This window comes from bacterium (assembly GCA_030647555.1).
Taxonomy (GTDB): Bacteria; Patescibacteriota; Andersenbacteria; order UBA10190; family CAIZMI01; genus CAIZMI01.
The window spans coordinates 25,375-46,033 of record JAUSJG010000004.1 but is presented as its reverse complement, the minus strand read 5'-3'; the positions used below and the strand labels follow the sequence as shown (position 1 = coordinate 46,033).

General features: G+C 40.2%; 25 protein-coding genes. 6 read left to right on the top strand and 19 right to left on the bottom strand.

Annotated features, from left to right (window positions below; translation table 11 throughout):
- Positions 1 to 7 precede the first annotated feature (7 nt).
- The 3 genes from Q7S57_00645 to Q7S57_00635 form a co-directional block, all read right to left on the bottom strand.
- Positions 8 to 1,219 carry a peptidoglycan DD-metalloendopeptidase family protein gene (locus Q7S57_00645; GenBank protein MDO8511756.1) on the bottom strand — a complete coding sequence of 404 codons (1,212 nt, stop codon included), beginning with the start codon at positions 1,217 to 1,219 and terminating at the stop codon, positions 8 to 10.
- A gap of 168 nt (positions 1,220 to 1,387) precedes the next feature.
- On the bottom strand, positions 1,388 to 2,878 hold the full coding sequence (gene gltX / locus Q7S57_00640) for a glutamate--tRNA ligase (GenBank protein MDO8511755.1): 1,491 nt from the start codon (positions 2,876 to 2,878) through the stop codon (positions 1,388 to 1,390).
- Positions 2,862 to 3,716 carry a WecB/TagA/CpsF family glycosyltransferase gene (locus tag Q7S57_00635; GenBank protein ID MDO8511754.1) on the bottom strand — a complete coding sequence of 285 codons (855 nt, stop codon included), beginning with the start codon at positions 3,714 to 3,716 and terminating at the stop codon, positions 2,862 to 2,864. Before Q7S57_00635 ends, gltX begins: the two co-directional genes overlap by 17 nt.
- 58 nt (positions 3,717 to 3,774) lie before the next feature.
- On the opposite strand from Q7S57_00635, the gene Q7S57_00630 reads away from it, so the two are divergent.
- Positions 3,775 to 4,290, top strand: a complete 516-nt coding sequence (locus Q7S57_00630) for a hypothetical protein (protein MDO8511753.1) — start codon at positions 3,775 to 3,777, stop codon at positions 4,288 to 4,290.
- A complete protein-coding gene (locus tag Q7S57_00625) occupies positions 4,277 to 6,076 on the top strand; it encodes a hypothetical protein (protein MDO8511752.1) in 1,800 nt (599 codons plus the stop codon). Before Q7S57_00630 ends, Q7S57_00625 begins: the two co-directional genes overlap by 14 nt.
- On the opposite strand, the gene Q7S57_00620 is transcribed toward Q7S57_00625, so the two are convergent.
- Positions 6,073 to 7,185, bottom strand: coding sequence for a glycosyltransferase (locus Q7S57_00620; protein ID MDO8511751.1), 1,113 nt, complete (start codon positions 7,183 to 7,185; stop codon positions 6,073 to 6,075). The two genes, Q7S57_00625 and Q7S57_00620, sit on opposite strands and share 4 nt — an antisense overlap.
- A gap of 127 nt (positions 7,186 to 7,312) precedes the next feature.
- Here Q7S57_00620 and def point away from each other — a divergent pair, with 127 nt between their 5' ends.
- Entirely contained in the window at positions 7,313 to 7,771 is a 459-nt protein-coding gene (gene def / locus Q7S57_00615; protein ID MDO8511750.1) for a peptide deformylase, read from the top strand.
- 9 nt (positions 7,772 to 7,780) lie between these two features.
- The gene (fmt, locus tag Q7S57_00610) at positions 7,781 to 8,764 is read left to right on the top strand and encodes a methionyl-tRNA formyltransferase (protein MDO8511749.1); all 984 of its coding nucleotides are present in this window, start codon (positions 7,781 to 7,783) and stop codon (positions 8,762 to 8,764) included.
- A 3-nt stretch (positions 8,765 to 8,767) separates the two neighbouring features.
- Here the strand turns inward: fmt and Q7S57_00605 are convergent, their stop codons facing one another.
- The 7 genes from Q7S57_00605 to Q7S57_00575 all read right to left on the bottom strand — a co-directional run bounded on the left by Q7S57_00605 (position 8,768) and on the right by Q7S57_00575 (position 13,024).
- Complete coding sequence (locus Q7S57_00605; protein ID MDO8511748.1) at positions 8,768 to 9,322, bottom strand: hypothetical protein; 555 nt, start codon at positions 9,320 to 9,322, stop codon at positions 8,768 to 8,770.
- A 64-nt stretch (positions 9,323 to 9,386) separates the two neighbouring features.
- The gene (locus Q7S57_00600; GenBank protein ID MDO8511747.1) at positions 9,387 to 9,992 is read right to left on the bottom strand and encodes a superoxide dismutase; all 606 of its coding nucleotides are present in this window, start codon (positions 9,990 to 9,992) and stop codon (positions 9,387 to 9,389) included.
- Between the two features lie 18 nt (positions 9,993 to 10,010).
- A complete protein-coding gene (wrbA, locus tag Q7S57_00595) occupies positions 10,011 to 10,688 on the bottom strand; it encodes an NAD(P)H:quinone oxidoreductase (protein ID MDO8511746.1) in 678 nt (225 codons plus the stop codon).
- A gap of 45 nt (positions 10,689 to 10,733) precedes the next feature.
- On the bottom strand, positions 10,734 to 11,429 hold the full coding sequence (locus Q7S57_00590) for a Crp/Fnr family transcriptional regulator (protein ID MDO8511745.1): 696 nt from the start codon (positions 11,427 to 11,429) through the stop codon (positions 10,734 to 10,736).
- A gap of 129 nt (positions 11,430 to 11,558) precedes the next feature.
- Positions 11,559 to 12,200, bottom strand: coding sequence for a hypothetical protein (locus Q7S57_00585; protein MDO8511744.1), 642 nt, complete (start codon positions 12,198 to 12,200; stop codon positions 11,559 to 11,561).
- A 15-nt stretch (positions 12,201 to 12,215) separates the two neighbouring features.
- A complete protein-coding gene (locus tag Q7S57_00580; GenBank protein ID MDO8511743.1) occupies positions 12,216 to 12,665 on the bottom strand; it encodes an RpiB/LacA/LacB family sugar-phosphate isomerase in 450 nt (149 codons plus the stop codon).
- Positions 12,662 to 13,024 carry a hypothetical protein gene (locus Q7S57_00575; protein ID MDO8511742.1) on the bottom strand — a complete coding sequence of 121 codons (363 nt, stop codon included), beginning with the start codon at positions 13,022 to 13,024 and terminating at the stop codon, positions 12,662 to 12,664. The genes Q7S57_00580 and Q7S57_00575 overlap by 4 nt, the downstream gene beginning before the upstream one ends.
- Before the next feature lie 147 nt (positions 13,025 to 13,171).
- Between Q7S57_00575 and Q7S57_00570 the strand changes: the two genes are divergently transcribed.
- A complete protein-coding gene (locus Q7S57_00570; GenBank protein ID MDO8511741.1) occupies positions 13,172 to 13,939 on the top strand; it encodes an SDR family oxidoreductase in 768 nt (255 codons plus the stop codon).
- Positions 13,940 to 14,131: 192 nt separating this feature from the next.
- Here the strand turns inward: Q7S57_00570 and Q7S57_00565 are convergent, their stop codons facing one another.
- The 7 genes from Q7S57_00565 to Q7S57_00535 all read right to left on the bottom strand — a co-directional run bounded on the left by Q7S57_00565 (position 14,132) and on the right by Q7S57_00535 (position 19,357).
- Entirely contained in the window at positions 14,132 to 14,530 is a 399-nt protein-coding gene (locus tag Q7S57_00565; protein MDO8511740.1) for a hypothetical protein, read from the bottom strand.
- A gap of 11 nt (positions 14,531 to 14,541) precedes the next feature.
- Positions 14,542 to 15,444, bottom strand: a complete 903-nt coding sequence (locus tag Q7S57_00560) for an NAD-dependent epimerase/dehydratase family protein (protein ID MDO8511739.1) — start codon at positions 15,442 to 15,444, stop codon at positions 14,542 to 14,544.
- A gap of 9 nt (positions 15,445 to 15,453) precedes the next feature.
- Positions 15,454 to 16,131: a peptidylprolyl isomerase gene (locus Q7S57_00555; protein ID MDO8511738.1), complete on the bottom strand. Its 678-nt coding sequence runs from the start codon at positions 16,129 to 16,131 to the stop codon at positions 15,454 to 15,456.
- Between the two features lie 13 nt (positions 16,132 to 16,144).
- Positions 16,145 to 16,708 (bottom strand): redoxin domain-containing protein, encoded by a 564-nt coding sequence (locus tag Q7S57_00550; protein MDO8511737.1) that lies wholly within the window; start codon positions 16,706 to 16,708, stop codon positions 16,145 to 16,147.
- Positions 16,709 to 16,794: 86 nt separating this feature from the next.
- The gene (locus Q7S57_00545; GenBank protein MDO8511736.1) at positions 16,795 to 18,261 is read right to left on the bottom strand and encodes an ABC-F family ATP-binding cassette domain-containing protein; all 1,467 of its coding nucleotides are present in this window, start codon (positions 18,259 to 18,261) and stop codon (positions 16,795 to 16,797) included.
- A gap of 285 nt (positions 18,262 to 18,546) precedes the next feature.
- Positions 18,547 to 18,948: a large conductance mechanosensitive channel protein MscL gene (gene mscL / locus Q7S57_00540; protein MDO8511735.1), complete on the bottom strand. Its 402-nt coding sequence runs from the start codon at positions 18,946 to 18,948 to the stop codon at positions 18,547 to 18,549.
- A 10-nt stretch (positions 18,949 to 18,958) separates the two neighbouring features.
- Positions 18,959 to 19,357, bottom strand: a complete 399-nt coding sequence (locus tag Q7S57_00535) for a TspO/MBR family protein (protein ID MDO8511734.1) — start codon at positions 19,355 to 19,357, stop codon at positions 18,959 to 18,961.
- A 141-nt stretch (positions 19,358 to 19,498) separates the two neighbouring features.
- On the opposite strand from Q7S57_00535, the gene Q7S57_00530 reads away from it, so the two are divergent.
- Positions 19,499 to 20,110 carry a class I SAM-dependent methyltransferase gene (locus Q7S57_00530; protein MDO8511733.1) on the top strand — a complete coding sequence of 204 codons (612 nt, stop codon included), beginning with the start codon at positions 19,499 to 19,501 and terminating at the stop codon, positions 20,108 to 20,110.
- A gap of 35 nt (positions 20,111 to 20,145) precedes the next feature.
- Here Q7S57_00530 and Q7S57_00525 read toward each other — a convergent pair whose 3' ends face one another.
- Entirely contained in the window at positions 20,146 to 20,634 is a 489-nt protein-coding gene (locus Q7S57_00525; protein MDO8511732.1) for an NUDIX hydrolase, read from the bottom strand.
- Between the last annotated feature and the right edge of the window lie 25 nt (positions 20,635 to 20,659).

Below are 20,659 nucleotides of genomic sequence, written 5' to 3'. Positions count from 1 at the left end.
TACCAAATTACGGCAAATAATTTTGTGCATCAACCGGAATTCCATTCTTTCTTACCTCGAAATGTAAATGAGGGCCCGTTGAAAGTCCGGAACCACGCGCGCCAGGAGCACCACCCGTATGCCCTATAACCTGCCCTCTGGTTACATACGAACCTTCATTAACGCTGGCATTAATAACGTGTCCATAAATCGTTGATATATTATCACCATGAATCAGCAAAATGTATGAATAACCGGATCCGGCTGAAATGTTCACTTTTCCAACATAGCCGTCCGCGGATGCTTTGATGGGTGTCCCCACATCAATCGGCAGATCGGTTCCGGTGTGTGCGCCAATTACTGATGCGTAAGGGTACCCGGAACAATGAAACCCGCATGAAACACCAAAAATTGGATCTATGGGCCAATCCAATTTACCGACACCGGAAAGCTTGCGATATCCTTGTTTTTCCAGCTCCAGACGAATCGCCGCGTCTAAACGCGTAATCTCGGCATCTTGTCTTTTTTGAGCCGCCATGGATTGAGACAATAATTTATTATACTCAAATTCCTGAGCACGAGTTAATACTAAAAGTCTACTTTTTGCTTCTTGCTGTTGACCCAAAATATTTTTTTGACTTACTTGTCTTGCTTGAAGACCATCAAGTTCTCTTTTGAAATCTTTAAAAGTTACTTCGCGCGATTTCAGTGTTTGCTGTAATTCACGAATTCGATCGAGCGTTATTTGACTATTTTGTTCCGCCCGATATACAGAACGAATTTCGTTTATGGCGTCAGACAAAGTGGCATATTTGAAAAATGCCTGCACACTGCTAATTGTATCTAGGTTTTGCAAAGTCCGAAGATACTCCCGTAGCACCTCTTTTTGATTTTTAATTTGCGCGTCAACTGCTTGCATTTCCTCTTTTAACGCTTCACTTTCGGTTTGCAATTCCGAGATTTGCGCATTTGTTTTATCGATCTCCAGTGTTAAACTCTTAACACCATTATCAATAACATGAATCTGTCCGGACAAAGTAACTGCTTGTAATTGTTGCTCCGCGATTGATGACTTAAACGCGTTAATTTTTTGTTCTATCTCATCAATTACTTTTCTTTTGGCCGTCATCTGCTGACGCAGATCTTCCAAAACATCGGCATGGGTGACGATAGGAATTCCAAAACAAACAAAACCCATAATCAAGATTCCGATTGTTTTTATTATTTTGATATTGTCCATTAACCTAAGGGCTTGGTAATAAATAAACACTCCATATTCTGTTCAATACGCTCTGAATACAGCCACTTTGATTGAACAAAATCTTGAGACGTACTAAATGTACGTTGAAAGATTTTTGATTGAGAAGTGGTTGTAGTCAGAGATGGAGTGGACATAAGATGGGGGTGTTTATTTATTACCAGGCCCTAACTGTACAACAGCTTCGCGCATTCGCTTAATAGTCTCGTCTTTTCCAAGCAACCAGGCCAATTCCTGGGGGCCGGCACTCTTCTCTTTCCCTGAAAGTGCGTAACGCATCGGCCAAAGCATTGTCGCTCTTCCTTTTTCCGATTTATCGACAATCTTCATAATACTTGACTGTAACATCTCAAAATCCGACCACGTTTCTGCGGATAATTGCCCCATTTTATCCAATAAAAACTCTAAAGCATCTTTTGCTATATTTTTATCATCTTTTTTCCACGCAATCTTCTCACTATCCAAAACAGGATTACTTATTGTGTCCAAAACCAACCCGGGAACTTCCTTTAATAGTGTAATTCTTTCTCTTTCAATTTGGATCAACCTCATTAAGTAATCATCCGCCACTTTAACGCCAACCTTATCCATGAATGGTTTTACTCTTTCCCTTAAAACTTCGACAGAGAGTTTCCTGATATGTTGTTTATTCAACCAATTCAATCGGTCTAGTGAAAAAACAGCCCCGGCCTTTTGTACATTTTCCAACTTAAACACATTTTTCAACTCTTCTAGTGTAAACAAATCTTGTTCGGTTTTCGAATTCCACCCCAACAACGCCAGCCCGTTAATAATTGCTTCCGGCAAATAACCCTCTTCTTCTCTTAATGTTTTTACAAATAAGGAAACATCCCCCGAGCGTTTTGAAAGTTTTTTCTTTTGTTCATCAAGCAATAGCGGTAAGTGCGCGTATATCGGTGTCTGATATCCAAGTGCGCGCTGTAAAAACACATGTTTTGGCGTATTACTAAGGCCATCTTCACCTCGAATAATATGAGTTATTTTCATCTCATAATCATCAACGACAACCGCTAAGTGATAGAGAGCTTTATTTGTGCCCTTTGAAAGAACAAAATCATCAACCGCCCCCGGCGCAAACCTGACTTTTCCACGAACAAGATCATTAATAATAACTTCTTCTCCTTCGTTAATTTTTAATCTAACTACAAAATTATCGACCTTACCCTTCTTTTCACTTTCCTCCAATGAAATACCTCTACATTTATTATCATATTTAAAAGGCATCTTCACCGCTTCACATTCATCCCTTAATTTATCAAGACGCTCTTGTGAACAAAAACAACGATAGGCCTTACCCGTACTAAGTAATTTTTTGACGGCCAATTCATAAATCTCCGCGCGCTCGGATTGTTTATATGATTTAGACGGTCCTCCAATGTCCGGCCCCTCATCCCAACTAATTCCCAGCCATTTTAAACTTTCAAAAATATCCGCCTCCCCGTCCGCATTATTACGCGCTTCGTCTGTATCTTCAATACGAAGAATCAGTTGGCCATTATTTGATTTGGCAAATAGAAAATTATACAAAGCCGTTCTTGCGCTTCCCACGTGTAAGAATCCTGTCGGTGACGGCGGAAACCGAACTCGAACCTTTGGTTTATTTTCAGATTTTTCTTGCATAAAACTTTTTAAGTTGTGAAATAAGAATTATTACCGGAAACACAATAATTGCTCGAAATACCCGAATAAATCTTGAAGGCCGTTGATATAACCGCCAAAACCATTCTAACGCATGATTTTGCAAACGCAATGGCGCACGGACCGTATTACCGGCAATAAAGTCTAATGCTCCACCAACGCCCATTGCCAGCCCTATCGAGGAATACCGATGCATATTTTGATTAATCCACTCCTCTTGTTTTGGCGATCCATACGCCACAAAGATAATATCCGGTTGAAAATTTTCAATTTCATTGTGCAATGAATAGACTGAATATGGCGTAGCGACATGATTTAAACCAAACGCTTGAATATTTAGGTTTTGACATTCACCTTTTATACGCATCGCTGCCCGTTGTGCGGTCCCATTTTCCCCGCCAATTAAATATACTTTTTTATTTAATTGTTCGGCCAATTTTGCAATATCCCAAAGCAAGTCAGAGCCTGAAACCCGTTCAGGAAAATATCCACTGTTCTTATTACCAAAAACTACTTCCCACAACGTACTCACGAATAATTTAATAATATCAAAAACGTCGCGCGATTGATCGGCCAACCCCCAAAAAACTGCTGCCCAGCAAACTCCGGCACCATCCGGAGTAACAAGGTCCGCTGTTCGAACCACCGTATGATACCAAGCATCGCTACGAGCCTGTAATAATATTTCTGGATTAGCAGTAACAACTCTGGTTTTAATGTTTGCCGTAATTCTTTTCTTGCACCATAAAACTACATCTTGTTTTCTCGCCAAAACGACAGGTACACCAAACACGTTAATCAATTTCTCATGAATATTCACCTATTCATTATAGACAAAATTGCTTTTATCCCCAATCTAAGGGTGTTAAGATTAAGATATGCGAGAATTGTCGATAGAAATTGTTCGAAAAACTTTTGAATACTACATCTTGAAGCAAGGGCTTTACCGAATTCCTTATGAATTACCGCCCGAGCTCTCAAGGGCAAAGAATGGTATATTTATAGCCGTCTTTGAACGAATTGGGCTAACACCGAGGGGACGAGTCGGATCCATTTTTCCTTCTAAATCTACCATTTGTGAAGAAATTCAAGCACACACAATTTCCCTGGCAAAAACGTATGCCTTTAGAAAAAACGATCTACCATTTTTAACTTACGAATTATTGATGATTAAAACGCCACACCTACTGTCTCATATTAGTGAGTTAAAACAAGAAAATGGTTTACTAATAAGAACGGAAACGAGCAAAATTGCTTATTCCCTACCGGCTTCGATATATAAAAAACCGGAACAACGTCTTGCCGAGACGTGCAGTGCGAATGGAATTGATCGCGGTATCACCGACTTGCGCCTTTATCATTTTGGAACGGAAAAAATCAATGAACACTTCTAACCAAATTGTAGAAGTTGTACCTCTCGTTACGCTTCCACCGCAAGGTAATCAGAAATTTTCATATCTTGTACCAGAAAATATTTTTGTTTTTCCCGGCACATTAGTAAAAATTCCTTTTGCAAATCGTATCATCGAAGGAGTAGTTTGGCGTCAATCTAAAAGCAGTTATTCAAATCTAAAAACAATAATTGGAGTTGAAAAACAACAAGTTGTCACACTCAAAGACATTGAGTGGCTGGAAAAGTTTTCCTGTGCCTCTTTTGAGTCGCTGTCACTAGTGACGAAGACGCTAGTTTTAAATAGAAAATTCTCAACCGAATTATGTTTTCCAAAACAAACTTCACCAAAGAAGCGCGGTTCCATAAAATTCAAGTTTAAGGAAAACGAGCTCGATAAATCCATCAAAGAAGCCCCATCAGGACAAGTACTGGTTTTAATCCCTGAAATTATTATGGGAAATAAGGTTCTTGAGGTTTGTAAAACTAATAGGCGAATTTGTTTATTCTACAACACCCAATTATCACAAAAAGAAAAAACAGAAACTATTTCAGCAATAACAAAAAATGAATCATGCGTTATCGTCGCTACTCATAGCGGCATATTCCTTCCTTTTTCAAATCTCGTAACTATTATTTTACTTGAACCGGCACTATCGTCTCACCGTCAATGGAATATGCATCCACATTATGACGCGCGAATTGGCGCCTACCTAAAATCTAAATTACAAAAAATTCCCCTAATCCATATTTCTATACTCCCCTCTTTTGACCTTTATTCTTCTCGAAAAATGAAAGTTGGGTCCTTGGGTTTAAAAAATATCATCGTTCTTAATAAAAATTGGGATGAGTCGAGTTTCATTTCAAAGGAAACGATTAATTTAATTCGCCTGAATATTAACCAGGGGAAAAAAATCCTCATATACCACAACGCAATAGGTTATGAGAGTTTGTATGTATGTAGGGATTGCGGAAACACGCTTCGTTGCGAACAGTGTGGGACCATTCTTCAAAGACAAACACGAGACTTGTTTTGCAAAACATGTAAATCCATCAAAGGTTCGCTTCGCGCGTTTTGCAACAAGTGTGGCAGCCCAAAATTGAATGCCCTTAAACATGGGACACACTCTGTTGAACAATCACTCAAACGAGAATTTCCTCAATTGAATATTTTAAGAATTGATCGAGATACAAAACAAATTAACACCCCGACGCAATCTTTAGTAGACGCAAATATAGTAATCGCGACACAAAAGATTTTTTCCACAATCGACTCAAAAATTTTTGATTATTGCATAATTCCCGATTTTACCTCCATCGTAAATTCCACAAGCTTTAGTGCGCTTGAGGAAACACTGATCACCCTAAAAAGATTATATGGACTAATTAAAAACTCAACTGAAAAATTAATTTATATCGAAGACTCAAATGGCTCTTCAGGAATAATTAACTATATTAAAAATAATAAGATTGATGAATTAATAAAGAATGATTTACGCGACCGAAAAGAACTTTGGTTCCCACCATACGCGCTATTGATGACATGTGAAAAAGAATTCACCTCCGAAATCCTTGCTCAAAAAGAAATACTTAAAATAAAAGCTAAAATTAGTTTAAATTGTATAAGTACAAAAATTAATACTCTGATCTATAAAAGACGCACAAAATTTGTAGGTCAAATTATTTTTCGAGGTCAACACCAAATAATACGTGAATCAATAAAGTACGTGCCAAGTTCGTGGTCGATAGATGCCCCTCTTTCCTTGAATGATATCATTAAATTAAATTAGTTACGGGTTTCCAGAACTGGCAATATTTTTTTTGCATTTTGCGACCAATCAAAATCTTTCTGCATCCAAGTTCTACCGCGTCTTCCCATCTCCAAAATTTGTAATTTGCTCATTTTTATGATTGCGGCGGCCAAACTTTTTGGATCGTTTTCGACCCACAAACCACAACCAATTTCTTCCATTTTTTCCCATGGCGACCCCTTTGAGGCGATCACCGGCACCGCGTGAGCCAGGGCCTCAACAACAACCTGACCAAAATTTTCCGTATGCGAAGGAACTACTAAAAAATCTGCCTTCGCAAATGTTTGTGCAAGGTTTTCACGAGAAACCTCCCCACGCATAAACACCCGATCACTAATATGATATTCCTCGATTTTTTGTTTTATTTCATTGATATACGAGCTTGCACCGTCGCCGCAGATGTCCAACGTAAACTTTTCTTGATCAATCATTCTTATGGCCATCAATAAGTTTTCTAATCCTTTTATCCGATCAATCCTACCCAGAAACAGAAGACGAATCTTTTTTGAAAATATTTTGACAGGTTCCGCCAATGGAACAACAACGCCATTTGGCACAATGAGTGGTTTTGAGTTCGGAAATATTTTTTTACATTCTTCCCATTCTGCCATTGAAGTAAATAAAATATGCGTACTCTCCGGAAGCAATATTTTACAAATTTCGTTCCATATATTTTTTAGCCATTGTTTTTTTGTTCCCGACCACCGTTGTAGTGCCCCATGCGGACGCCATAATAATTCTTTTTTAAATACTTTACATAAAATTATTGTCGGAATGGTTGGAAATGAATACACAAAATGAAGTGCAACAATATCGGTTTTTTTAATTTGCTGGAAAAGAACAACCAGCATCCGCCATGACACCGCCGACAAACACGACCTTTTGCAATAATATACTGACATTCCCGCGACATAAACCGGAAATTCGTTATTTAACTCCATATCTTTTTTACCGTTCGCATTTGTGGATACAACCGTTACTGTTTGGTTTTGTTCCACCCAAGCCTTGCCGGTCTGATATTCAACGTCAATTGGTCCCCCGTATACATACGCGGGATAAAAATATGGCGCTACAATTAGAATTTTCATGCGTATTTGATCACAATCTCAATCATAGTTACGCACTAGAATAAAAGCAAAATTTCAGACTTCGTCCAATAAAACCACTAACCTATTGCGAAAAATCGGGCTTGAATTACAATGTACAGGAATAAGTATGTCAATAAGATCAATTCTCCACGCTCCTAACAAGATCCTTTCTGCACCAGGCAAAATGGTTTCACGCCCCTTAAGCTCGGAAATAGAGGGTTTAATAGCAGATATGAAAGATACGGTCATTGCATCCAATGGGATCGGTTTGGCGGCCCCGCAAATTGGTGCTTCACTTCGGGTCATAGTTATCAATTTCGAAAAAGAGCCATACGCCATAATTAACCCGGAAATTAAATGGTCATCAAACGGAACTTCCGCCCTCGAGGAAGGTTGCCTTTCAGTTCCGGACTACTTTGTTAAAATTTCCAGACCAAAAAAAATTATTATCACCGGCATGAACGAAAAAGGAGAAACTATCGAAATTAAAGCAAAGGATATGTTGGCAAAAATATTTCAACACGAGATTGATCACACAAACGGAATCTTAATCTCGAACTATCAAGAGAATAGAATTCTCTTCTAGGGCTTGGCAATGAATAAAGAAAACAATACGAAAATCCGTGTAGTTTTTTTTGGTTCCGCGGAATTTTCGCTCCCCTCGCTCATTTGCCTTTACGATACGCCATTTAATATCGTCGCTGTTGTAACTCAGCCGGATAAGCCGTTTGGAAGAGGAAAAAAAATCTCTCGGAACGTCATTGGAAAATGGGCGAATGAAAATAAAATTTCAACCTTGCAACCGGAAAATCTTAACGATACCGAATTTTTTAATAAATTATCGGCGATACATCCCGATATTTTTATTGTCGTTGCATATGGAAAAATATTACCTAAAACCCTGCTCAACTTACCAAAATTCGGATCAATCAACGTCCATGGATCACTGCTCCCAAAGTATCGCGGTGCATCCCCCATTCAGGCCGCCATTTTATCGGATGAAATAATTACTGGCGTAAGTATTATGCAAATGGATGCCGGGATGGATACCGGCCCTATTCTTAGTCAGGAAGAAGTCAAGATTGCACCAAGCGACACAGCAGGCACCCTTAGCGAAAAACTCTCCAATATCGGTGGTGTTTTGTTAGTCAAAACACTCACACGGCTCATTGTCGGAGAAATTAAGCCTGTTCCCCAATTACATGAAGGCATTAGCGTTTGTAAAAAACTTTCAAAGAATGATGGTCAAATAAATTGGTCTCAAACAGCACAGAAGATCGAACGACAAGTCCGTGCTTTTCAACCCTGGCCAATTGCCTGGACAACGTTAAAATCTAATCATTCACTTCTAAAAATTCACGAAGCGCGTTTATCTTCCGCAGATACATCAGGAAGAATTCCTGGCGATACTTTTATTAATACAACCGGTGTTTTATCAGTGTGCTGTGGCGAAAATAGTGCGCTAGATATTATTACCGTACAGCCACAAAATAAAAATAAAATGCCGGCACGCGATTATATTCTCGGTCACCGTGAAATTTTGATTTCAGGATTAGATTTAGACTTCGTCCGTAAATAATTTTTACAAACCAAAAATTGATCCACCCTCATCTACTTTGGCAGGTACAACAACAATATTTGCAATCGAACCAACAAATGAATTATTTCTCAAAATACCAATACTAAAGTTTCCGGCTTCTTTTGGGATAGTGAGACAACAATAGCTTCTTAAACCCGGTTTAATCGAAAATTTTTGGCGAAATGGTTGAAGCGATGGAGTCTCCTCACTAGAATCTTGCCTTAAAAATCTCAATTCAATGGGAAACGCGACAACTACCTCACTGCTGGTTTGAACTCTAAGCCCAACTTTCTCTCCGGCACTAAATTTTGTGGCCCTTACAAGCGGTGTTTTACTGCCTATTGCCGAGCCATCTGCCGATCTTCCAAGAATAAAATTACTAAACGTACTGCCAAAAGTATTATTCTCGCCATTGGGTTTAACCGTCGCGACTGGTATATCGCCAATTGGCTGGATATTGCCCCTGGTGGCAAAATAGGCACCAAAAAGGATGCCCACAACAGCAATCGAAGAAATACTATATACCAGCTTTTTTGGAATATTTGAAATGTCTATCATTTATTTGTGTCAACAACATTTTAACGCCGGTTCCAAATTTTAGCCAGTATACCGCTCGATAATCCTATTTGTTTTTTAATCTAGAATTTACGTTTTCCCAATTTATGAGGTTCCACCAGTTGCCGACATACTCTGCGCGCCTGTTTTGATATTTCAAATAATAAGCGTGTTCCCATAGATCTAAACTTAATAACGGCTCATACCCGTCAAGTAATGGACTATCTTGATTTAGGCGAGATAAAATAGTCAATTTATCATCTTTAATAACTAACCATGTCCAACCACTGCCAAAAGCATTCATTGCTGTTTCCGTAAATTTGGCTTTGAAGTCCTCAAAATTATTAAACTCGGATTTTATCGCCTTTTTAATTTCGCCCGTCGGTTCCCCACCACCATTTGGGGAAAGATTGGTCCAATAGATACTGTGGTTACTGTGCCCGCCTCCATTATTTATAACGGCTTGTTGGATTTTTTCGTCCACGCTTTTTATGTTCCGTAAAACAGTTTCAATCTCCACACCATCAAAATCAGAGTGCCCTGAAATCGCAATGTTTAGTTTGTCTAAATATGTTTGATGATGTTTATCGTGGTGTACATGCATTGTTAATTCATCGATGTGCGGTTCAAGCGCGTCGTAAGCGTATGCCAATTTTGGTAATTCGTATTTCATATCTTAAATTTTTTATAATTAAAACATTAATTTTTTTGCCGCGGTAGTTACTGTTTCACCCAGTAATCGCGCGAGAGACAATTCGTTTTGTGATGGTGATCGTTCCCCCATCGGTCCGGTAATAGTTGTCGGGCCGTAAGGCGAACCGCCGGAAACTTCATCCACGACTCTCAACCCCGCACTGTTGGTTTTTTCGCTAAATGGCAGTCCGACAATATAGCAACCATGATGCAGTAATGTCACAATCATGGTAATCAAGCCAACTTCATTGCCACCGTGCTGGGTAGCCGTGCTACCAAAAACTCCAGCAGGCTTACCGTTTAGGACCCCCTCTGACCAGGCCTGCGAGGTCTGGTCCCAAAAAGCTTTCATCTGGGTAGAAATAGTTCCATATCTCACAGGCCCACCAACAATCACGCCATCAATATCTTTTAAATCATCATATGGGTCAGCAATCGCAATTTTGCTCATTTGTTTTTTAGCTTGTTTCATTGCTGTCGTCCATTTTTTTTTCGGTATAACCTCGTCCACTTGTCTAAATATTACTTCTCCCCCGCTAATTTCCACACCTTTTGCCACCGCCTCAGCCATTGGTAACATATGTCCGTAGAGGGAATAAAACAAAACAAGAATTTTTGGGTTCCTCACCTCCTGTTTCAACAAAACATTTTGAGCAACCTTTTTAGTGAATTTCATAATAGGAATTGTACTTATGAAAAATTACACCAGTTGTGACTTTTGTCACACTGTAAAACGCGGTTGTGTCATTTGTTTATTAATAATGTAATGATTCTGCCGAATATTCACAATTCCTTTTGACCGCAAAATTGTTAATGATTTTGTAACCGTCTCCCTTGTGGCACCAACCATCATCGCCAATTGCTCGTGCGTGATAGTCCCATCAAGTCGGTAATATCCGACCGTATTTTCACCGTTAATTTCCGCCAACCGTGTCAGTTCCCTTACAATACGTTCACTCACCGGACGCAACGCCAAATCTTGTATTTTTCTTTCCGCCCTCGATAAACGATTTCCGACATTTCTTAAGACCTGAATCGCCAAATCAGGATAACGTTGCATGACACGATATAGGTCTCGGCTATTTGCAATCGACAAAACGCTGTCCTCTCTAACTTCCACAAACGGCGATTCGTCACACGCACCGGCAACCGAACCCACGCCATTGACATCACCAAAAATATCTCCCGGTTTTAGCGTGTCAACAATAATTTTTTTACCATCATAAACAAAATAGGTATTAATCGATCCTTTTTTTAATATATAGATATTCTCGCAATTAATCTGTGGCCCGGCAATGAGTTGCCCTTTTGTAACGTCCTGCATGTGTGTAATTCGTTCCAGATCGCGAATTAGATCATCTGATCCCTTAAAGATTTGTTTAAGGTATTCTATTTTTAATTCCGTCCTGGTACCCATTGGTTTGTTACTATAGTCTCTAACGCCCAAAAAAGCAAGAGGGCGGGGGGTTATAGTTTTGTGATGCTCTGAATCTCCAACATAAATTAATGGTTAATTATTAGGGCCTAATAAAAAATAAACCCCTCATTATTGCTGTGTAATAATTTTCGTTAATTCCTGATATCTTTTCCCGACATCACCATTAAACAATGCTGATCCAACTACGATATTGTTAGCACCGCCTTTAACCAGTTCACTTACGTTCCCTTGTTCGATACCGCCATCAACACCAATTTGCAGTGTTTTATATTTAGCACGAAGAATCTTTAGCTTGTTAATAGTTTCAGGAATAAACTTTTGTCCATTTCTCCCGGGAACTACACTCATCAACAACAAATAATCAATCCGTCCAACAAAAGGTATCAATTTTTCCAATGGCGTAAACGGCGCGACCGCTAGACCTTTTTTTATATTATTTTCTGCTAATATTTTAAGGTTTTCCCCTAAATCACCGGGCTGTTCAATATGTATAATTACTCTCTCCGGCTTAATTTTTAACCACCCATCAAGTTCTCTCTTAAAATCCATCACCATCAAATGCAAATCAATTTGTCTCGACGGTAAATTATTTTTTACAATTTCTGGATCGTTAAAATTTCCCGGTTGCGCGAAAACACCATCAATAACATCGAACTGAATAATCGGAGCAAGCTTTTTCGCGCTAGTTATTCTCCTAATGTACTCCTCTTTCGCGTACACATTTATTGCCGGTTCTATTATGCATCCCATATTTTAGAATTTATTCTAACAAAATCGGTCGCGCAAATTAATTTTACCAACCCTTCGAACATGACGCTCGGCGGAACTAAACATTGTTTCAAGAAAATATTTCGTGGATTCTATCGCGACATTTTTTTTAATTTCGCTTGTACCAAATACTATAATATTCGCGTCATTATGTTCGCGCGCCCTTTTTGCGCCAAAAGTATCCAACACAAGGGCCGCTCGCGCCCCCTTAATTTTGTTGGCCGCGATTGACATGCCGATACCCGTATCACAAATTAAAATTCCCCGCGCGTCCGCATCTTTTGCAATCTCTTCCGCGACCGCAAAGGCATAGTCGGGATAATCGTCACCCCCTTCAGGAGTGCTTGGGCTTAAATCATATATTTCATATCCATCCCTTTTTAACTCGTTTTTTATAACTTCCTTTAATGGATTACCATCGTGATCAGCGCCAAAATATATCTTCATGTGATTTTTTTGATAAATAATCTTTTAGAGTAGACGCGCTTAATAAAGTTATTCGTAAGTCCGCCAAAGGCAACAAAAAGAACTAGAACCATAACGATAAATTGCATAACCTGATTTGGATTGTAGCGTGAAATCACAAATAAATAAGTTGCCAATAGAAGCACGCCACTATACCAGGATCTCTTCCCAAAATATGACCCTACGATACCGACAATGCTGGCCAAAATAGATATCCATAAGAATACCCCTCCGATTGTTCTGTTTTGTAAACCCGGGATCCAAAAAAGCACAGCAAGAACCAGGCAGAGTGAACCCGTTAGTCTAATTATTGTATCAAATGCAATTTTTTTATTTTTCATCGTTACATAAGACACTATAACATGAAATAATAATGACAATAAGTAGCTATCTAACGAGGGACTCTCCTAAACATAGTCAGAAAAAACTATTGACATAATGTTCGGTTTAATGCACTTTAATCTTAGTTTTTGCAGTAACAACAATTTATGATGCGAAAAAATAGATCTGTCCTGGTAACTGGCGGAGCTAACGGTATTGGTTTAGCGATCGCAAAGGCCTTTTTAAAAAACGGCGACGCCGTTACTATTCTTGATATTGATAAAATCGGATGCAATAGTTTTCGTAAGTGGTCTAACAAACATGGCTACAAAAAAGCCCTGGCAATTGTCACCGATATCACCGAAATTATCATGCATCGTCAAATTATCGAGCAAGTTGAAAAAGCCCATGGCCCAATTGAGGTATTAATAAACCATACTGGTATCGGTTCATCAAAATCATTATTTGAAACCGAACCCGATGATTTTGATTCAGTGTTAAATACCAATATACGCGGACCATTTTTTCTTTCCCAGGCAATCGCAAAAAACATGCGGCGTGGCAGTATTGTGTTTACGACATCAGTGCATCAAGACAAACCTCTCGGTGACGCAACTTACGCAATGTCCAAGGCGGCCCTAAAAATGCTTATTTTGGAATTTGCCCTTTCCATGGCGGATAAAAAAATCCGCGTTAACGGCGTCGCGCCTGGAGCGATCAGAAACAATCGCAAAGTACCGTCAAAATTTACATCCGTTCCGCTTGGCGAATGCCGTGGCCGTACAACTGATATTGCAAATGCGGTTCTCTTTCTCTCGTCCGAAAACGCCTCGTATATTACCGGTGAAACAATCACAATTGATGGTGGCCTGTCTTTAGTAAACTGGGTTTTTCAAAAAACGGAACCATTACCACTCCCAATTACGATCGACTAATCCTAGGCACTAAGGCCTCGTCCATAAATAAATTCCCCATCTTATGCTCACTGCATCTTTGACTGCAAGTATTTCTCAATCGTAAAACCCTCTCACCGTACTGCTAGTACGCCTCGAGGTTTTACTCAATCAAAACACTCGTATTCAAAGCGCATTGAACATAATCTTGGGGAATTTATTTATGGACGAGGCCTAATTGTGCCCTATCTGTTTTGAGCGGTGTTTTTCTATTTGCAAAATAATTTCCTTACCTGCTTCTCGGATATTTTTTTCCAGCCCCAAATGTTGAGCGCGCGCGACAAATGATCCGGCCGAGGCGACATACGATTCGCCACAAAACAAAAAGATGTGCAAACGAACGCCATAACCGGTAATTTTTCCCACCGGATTTTTTGGCTGTTCAATTGTTACTTCAATCCGTTCAACCGGATCACGTTTGTTTATTTTATTTGCATATTTTTGCAATATTTCATTGAGTTGTTCCAATCGATATTCGCGAGTCGGTCCTTCCGGCGCGTGATGAAATATAATGGGAAACTCAATCTCGCTCTGCTTATTTTTATCGAATATTTCTTTCTTTTCTTTTTTCATTTGATTATAGATTAAGAATTAAATAGTCCCGCCGCGAAATATTTTTTCAATCCGCTTTCTATGTCGAATTGCGGAACAAACCCAATCATCTTCTTGGCATAAGTCATATCACAATATGTATAGTTTTGATACGTAGCGATGTGTGGGTTTTCAATATACTCCGGTTGCCAATCCGTCCCCAATAATGTATTAAGTATCCCGACAATTGTATTAAACGAAGAGGCCTTCCCGGAACCGCAATTTACCACGCAACTCTTAGGAGCTTTGACAGCTAACAAATTTGCTGTGACAACATCTTCAACATATATCCAATCACGTTTTTGTTCTCCGTCCTTAAATAGGCGCGGTCGCCCCTTCTGCATCTGTCGAGCCAACTGATAAATCATACTGGCCCTCTTGCCCTTGTGTCCCTCGCCCGGACCGTAAACATTACAATAACGCAAACCAACAACTACAATATCCGGATTTTTTTCTGCAAAATCCATCGCAAACTCATCCAGCATTTTTTTGGATTCGCCATAAACATTCAAAGGAACAATTGGACCATCTTCTCTAAATGGCGCCGGTACATTTCCATAAACGGCCGTTGAGGAGGCGTAAACAATTCTTTTACAACCAGAATTAACGACGCGCTCAAAAAGCTCCCGCGATGCTTCCAAATTTCCACGCAACATTTCCGTGCGATCATTCAGTAAAGTATTATTAATCGCCGCTTCGTGAAAAACCAAATCCAGCTTCCCTAATGCCTCCCAATCGATTCCTGTTAGTCCTGGTTGTAAATATTTCGCTACATCTTTATTTACTTCCTGCTCGGCATCCGAACCGGTAATAATAATTTCGTGCCCCTTACCGCTTAATTCTTTAACGATATTTGATCCCACAAATCCGGTACCACCCGTTACGAGAATACGCATATTTCCTTTTTATTCAGTAACTAAAACTTTTTTTACAACCACCGGCACGAGCGGATTATCGTTGCCGTCGCGTTCTACCGCGGAAATTTTATCAATTACGTCCATTCCGGATGTTACTTTACCAAAATTAGTATGCTTTCCATCCAACCAAGGCGTACTGACGGCCGTGACAATGAAAAACTGACTGCCATTGGTATTTGGCCCAGAGTTCGCCATTGCCAATGAACCACGCACCAATTTCAGAGTATTAAATTCATCCTTAAACTTATAGCCGGGATCGCCCGTGCCCTGCATCGCGCGATTAGCTGGATCTTTCGACAACGGATCACCGCCTTGAATCATAAAATTGGAGATAATTCGGTGGAAAGCTGTTCCATCGTAAAAACCGCTTTTTGCCAGTGTAACAAAATTTCCGACCGTCAACGGAGCAACCGTACCGTCTAATTCTAAACCAATGTTTCCCATACTTGTTTCCAGTGTGACATTAACTTTTTGATTAATTTCTTTAATCTCTGGTTGTGTTGTAAGCATAGAGGAAACTATAACAGATGGTGTTTCAGTACTCAATGGGCTTGCAGGAGGTGTTTCCAGAACCCGCACCGCCACTTCCTTACCGGATTTACTCCAAAAAACCAGCGCCCCGACAATGACGACTAAAACTGCTACGACGATAATTGTGTTTTTCATAAAAATATTATAACTAAATTTTACCCACTAAATCCACCGACGACTTTAATGTTTTATCCCCGGGATGCCAACTCGCCGGACAAACAAGCCCCGGTCTTTTTGCGACAAAGATTGATGCCTGCAGTTTGCGTAAAATTTCGGCCGTGTTGCGTCCAATACTATTGTCATGCATGTCCGCCGCCTTCAAAACACCTTTTGGATCAATAATAAATGATGCCCGTAGCGAAAGTCCTTCTTTTGGAATATATGTCCCAAACTGCCTGCATAGATCCCCCGTTGGATCAGCCAGCATCGGATATTGTACTTTGCCGATCGCCTCCGATGTGTCGTGCCAAGCCTTGTGCGCGTAGGCCGTGTCGGTACTGACGCTCATTACTTCTGCGTTATTTGACTTAAATTCTTCATAAAATTCCGCTGCCTCTTGCAGTTCTGTCGGACAAACAAAAGTAAAATCCGCCGGATAAAACAAAAGTACCAACCACCTTCCTTCACATTCATTTAACGATATCTTTTTAATCTTACCGCCAACAAAAGCATCAACGGTAAAATTAGCGACTTTTTCTCCGATTGTAACCATTTAATTAATTATTAATAATTAATGATAATTCATTCTAACACAACACATGCCAAGACATGTACATTTTCTATTGACAAGCTGGTTTTTTAAAGTTTACCCAGATCGATTGTTTCGTCGATACGAATTTGTTCGACGAATGACGGAATGTGCGACACCAAAACCATCGCCCCTTCGTATTCGTGCAGAGCCTGCGAAATTATCGGCAAATGACGGAAATTGATATGATTGGTCGGTTCGTCCAAAATCAAAAGCCCCGGTCGCATCAACGCCAAGCGACAAAACGATAATAACCCTTTCTGACCCTCGGAAAGAGACTTAATTTCACTCGCCAACACTTTGCCGTCTAACAAAAACCCCGCCGCCGTGGAACGAAGAATATGTTCATCCTTGTCTTCCATTACTTCTTCCAGGGCGTCGTAGGCCTTTTGATTATAGTTTAAATTTCCAAAATCCTGTTTGTAATAACCCACCCGCACGTCGGGATGAATTTCGGCCGCAGGCGAAGATCCTTTGCTTAATTTTTCCAACAAGGTGCTTTTACCAATTCCATTTGGACCGGTTACTAAAACGTGTGTCTTGCGATTAACAATCAGATTTATATCCTTTTCCACCGCTTCGTGATTTTTTACAACCGTGATGGAGTTAAAATCGATAATTAATCCTTTAAAAGCTATTTCAAACTCTTGCGTCGGAATTTTAAAGGGTCTAATTGCGCGATCTTCCTCTCGCACTTCAACAATATTTTCTTCCGCCTCGGAAGCCGCCTCCCGCATTCGTTTGGCAACGCCACGCATCTTTCCACCCTTATGAGCAAACACTTCCGATTGCGCGCGTTTTTCCTTGATTTGCAACAGCATCCGCGCGTTCAATTGGTTTTCCCGTTCAATACGTACTTTAATTTGTTCCACCACATCGCCATAGTTTCCCGTGTATTGTTCAATTTTTTTGGTAAATGCGTCGAGATACAACACGCCGTCGGTAAATGCATTCAAAAAGTCTGCATCGTGAGAAATTACAATACAAGTTTTTTCGTACAGCATTAAAAATGTCATCAAATGATCGATGCCATGTTGGTCCAAATTATTGGTTGGTTCATCAAGCAATAAAATATCGGGGTTTTGAATTAAGGCATGGGCTAAAAGCAGACGTGCTTGCTGACCGCCGGAAAATTTACCGACTTTCTTGTCGAGCGGTTGCGAGAGATTAACCACCTCAAAAACTTCTTTAATGTGTTTATCCAAATCATACTTTTCTTCTCTAAAAGCGGTTTGAAAATATTCGCGAACCGTTAATTCCTTAGCTTCATCAGGCATAACTTGACGCCCTAACGCAACAGACGTGCCATTATCCGTCATTAGCACCCGTCCTTCGGTTGGCTGAATTTCTCCTGTAATAAGTTTAAAAATAGTACTCTTTCCGGCACCATTCTGCCCCATAAGAGCGATACGGTTTCCTTCGCGCACGGAAAAGCTTACCTCGTCTAAAAGAGGGCGATGTTCCTGATATCCGAAACTCACGTCAGAAAACCTAATTATCACATTATCATTGGCCATTTACTTGATTGATTACACAATAAAATCAGACCTGAATATAGACCAAATTTATAAAAATGTCTAGTTTAATTCTTATCCTGCTATCGCTCACTGGTTGAGGAAATAGCCATAGTGGCCACATCGAAGGTGGTGCTTCAGCATCTCCTTCGATGTGGTTTGGGTTCGCGTAACGTCGTTACGACGCTACTAACCTACACCACTTCCGATGAAGTGCCTCAGCACCACATCGGAAGTGGGCGCGATGTTCTTATTTTTTCCTTAACTTGTAAGCGGTTACAGAGCATTTTAAATCACTACCTGCGCGCAATGTGAACAACGTTTTGCATGCACAGGCATCTCGCTCAAACACTCCGAACACTTCTTTGTTGTCGGGTCTGCCGGGGGTTCTTTTCGCGCACGTGAAACTAAAAGGTTGATTGGTTTAATCACAAAGAAGAATATCGCCGTAGCAACCAACAGAAAAGAAATTACCGTATTAATAAAATGCCCGTACATAAACTTACTGCCATTTATCGTAAAAACAAGCCCGCCAAAATCCGGAACTTTAGCTACAGCGGCAATAAATGGTGTCATGATATCCGCCACAAGCGCGGTAACTACAGACCCAAAAGATGCGCCAATCACGACGCCAACCGCCAGATCCACGACATTCCCTCTTAACAAAAACGACTTAAATTCTTTAAAAATTGTCATATATTTATTTATTCAAATAAGTAACCGTCAACTGCAATACCGTCGCGAAACAAACCCACAACAAATACGGAATTTGCGCGTAAGCAATCCAGCGCGAATGCGGATAAATGGCGACCATTGCCCAAACCAACGTTGTCAGGACAAGCAAAATATCAACCGCGGCTAAAACATTACTCCGCAAACCAAACTGAATCGGCGTAAAAATTACATTAAACAACAAATTTAGCGCAAACGGCAAAACAACCAACCAAGTGATTTTCTTCTGTAGCGCCAGCCAAACAACCGCTCCGTATGAAATCGCGATTAAAACATATAAAACCGACCAAACCGGTCCAAAAAGCCAAGACGGTGGCGCCCATGTTGGTTTAATTAACTGTGCGTACCAATTATATGTGTTGTTCATGATTGAATTATATCACCCTGCGTATGCTTTGTACCGTCAATGCCATCACGGTAATCCATTATTGACATTTATTACTTAATTATATACATTGGCACTGCTTCCTCGTTCTTTCTTCTTGTTCTTTGTTACGGAGAATATGAGATGAAAAACGTTCACTTGCATATCAAATATGGCAACGGCCGTCATTGGGACAACCACCCCCGCACCTATGCCGAGGATTTTGCCAATTTTCTTCGCTTGCGTGAGTTTGACGATCTAATTGTTGATCTTGGCTGTGGTGCAGGACACGACGTCGCCGTGTTTACCGAAAACGGCTTTAAGACGATTGGTATTGACCGTTCCCAGGACGAAACAATCGCCGCAAGATTAGTCCATCCCAATCTAAAATTCGACCAACAAAACGGCGAAGCGCTCTCGTTTGACGATAACTCCGTCGGCGCATTCTTTTGCATCAATTTGATGCACTACGTCAATCAGACTAAGATTCTTGCCGAAATATCGCGGGCACTCAAACCCTGCGGGTATCTGTTCGTACATTTCAACCTCTCCATTATTGACCACACCGGCAAAGTGGATTTCGAACAATCCGCACAGGAAATTCTCATCAATTTGAAGGATCTTAGACCTGTACGTTTTAAGATTGTTCAACGTATCGACAACACCCCAATCCCCCACGAACACAAAATTTTTGAGCTCGTTATGCAAAAACCGCTTCCGGAAAAACGCAAGAAAATTATTGCCATTTACAATTAGTTACCAAACCTCGACGAAATCCGCCGGGGATTTTTTTATTTTTCTAACCACGCCTCCAACATTTTGGCGTTGTTCTCAAACGCCATTTCTTTTGGCAACTCCTCGGGTGCGAACCATTTTAATTCGGTTAGATCATCATTCATTTTTTCTTCCCCGCCGACCACTTTTGCCAAATACGCAATATTTAACGTTGATTCTTTTGTTGGCCCATACACATCCATATAAATCCCAACAAATTCCCTGATTTCCACAACCAACCCCGTTTCTTCCAACGCTTCCCTTTTGGCACCGACTTTTGGATCTTCCCCCAAATCAAGAAAACCGCCCGGCACGTTCCATTTTCCCTTGGACGGCTCAATCGTACGTTTTCCCAATAAAACTTTACCTTCTTTGACAATCAACGCACTCGCGGTTGGTTTTGGATTTTGGTAGAAATAAAAACTACAAACCCCACACACCAATAAAGACGTATTCTTGGGCTTAAGACCCCCACCACACTTTGGGCAAAATTGATATTTGATCATACGATAAATATATCACATATCAATC

Coding starts and splice junctions, on each gene's coding strand:
- Q7S57_00565 (MDO8511740.1), bottom strand. CDS start 14,530: ATGAAAAAAGAAAAGAAAGAAATATTCGATAAAAATAAGCAGAGCGAG.
- Q7S57_00530 (MDO8511733.1), top strand. CDS start 19,499: ATGAAAAACGTTCACTTGCATATCAAATATGGCAACGGCCGTCATTGG.
- def (MDO8511750.1), top strand. CDS start 7,313: ATGTCAATAAGATCAATTCTCCACGCTCCTAACAAGATCCTTTCTGCA.
- Q7S57_00645 (MDO8511756.1), bottom strand. CDS start 1,219: ATGGACAATATCAAAATAATAAAAACAATCGGAATCTTGATTATGGGT.
- Q7S57_00545 (MDO8511736.1), bottom strand. CDS start 18,261: ATGGCCAATGATAATGTGATAATTAGGTTTTCTGACGTGAGTTTCGGA.
- Q7S57_00550 (MDO8511737.1), bottom strand. CDS start 16,708: ATGGTTACAATCGGAGAAAAAGTCGCTAATTTTACCGTTGATGCTTTT.
- fmt (MDO8511749.1), top strand. CDS start 7,781: ATGAATAAAGAAAACAATACGAAAATCCGTGTAGTTTTTTTTGGTTCC.
- Q7S57_00525 (MDO8511732.1), bottom strand. CDS start 20,634: ATGATCAAATATCAATTTTGCCCAAAGTGTGGTGGGGGTCTTAAGCCC.
- Q7S57_00585 (MDO8511744.1), bottom strand. CDS start 12,200: ATGGGATGCATAATAGAACCGGCAATAAATGTGTACGCGAAAGAGGAG.
- gltX (MDO8511755.1), bottom strand. CDS start 2,878: ATGCAAGAAAAATCTGAAAATAAACCAAAGGTTCGAGTTCGGTTTCCG.
- Q7S57_00560 (MDO8511739.1), bottom strand. CDS start 15,444: ATGCGTATTCTCGTAACGGGTGGTACCGGATTTGTGGGATCAAATATC.
- Q7S57_00590 (MDO8511745.1), bottom strand. CDS start 11,429: ATGGGTACCAGGACGGAATTAAAAATAGAATACCTTAAACAAATCTTT.
- Q7S57_00580 (MDO8511743.1), bottom strand. CDS start 12,665: ATGAAGATATATTTTGGCGCTGATCACGATGGTAATCCATTAAAGGAA.
- Q7S57_00535 (MDO8511734.1), bottom strand. CDS start 19,357: ATGAACAACACATATAATTGGTACGCACAGTTAATTAAACCAACATGG.
- Q7S57_00620 (MDO8511751.1), bottom strand. CDS start 7,185: ATGAAAATTCTAATTGTAGCGCCATATTTTTATCCCGCGTATGTATAC.
- wrbA (MDO8511746.1), bottom strand. CDS start 10,688: ATGAAATTCACTAAAAAGGTTGCTCAAAATGTTTTGTTGAAACAGGAG.
- Q7S57_00605 (MDO8511748.1), bottom strand. CDS start 9,322: ATGATAGACATTTCAAATATTCCAAAAAAGCTGGTATATAGTATTTCT.
- Q7S57_00625 (MDO8511752.1), top strand. CDS start 4,277: ATGAACACTTCTAACCAAATTGTAGAAGTTGTACCTCTCGTTACGCTT.
- Q7S57_00570 (MDO8511741.1), top strand. CDS start 13,172: ATGATGCGAAAAAATAGATCTGTCCTGGTAACTGGCGGAGCTAACGGT.
- Q7S57_00555 (MDO8511738.1), bottom strand. CDS start 16,131: ATGAAAAACACAATTATCGTCGTAGCAGTTTTAGTCGTCATTGTCGGG.
- Q7S57_00630 (MDO8511753.1), top strand. CDS start 3,775: ATGCGAGAATTGTCGATAGAAATTGTTCGAAAAACTTTTGAATACTAC.
- Q7S57_00600 (MDO8511747.1), bottom strand. CDS start 9,992: ATGAAATACGAATTACCAAAATTGGCATACGCTTACGACGCGCTTGAA.
- Q7S57_00575 (MDO8511742.1), bottom strand. CDS start 13,024: ATGAAAAATAAAAAAATTGCATTTGATACAATAATTAGACTAACGGGT.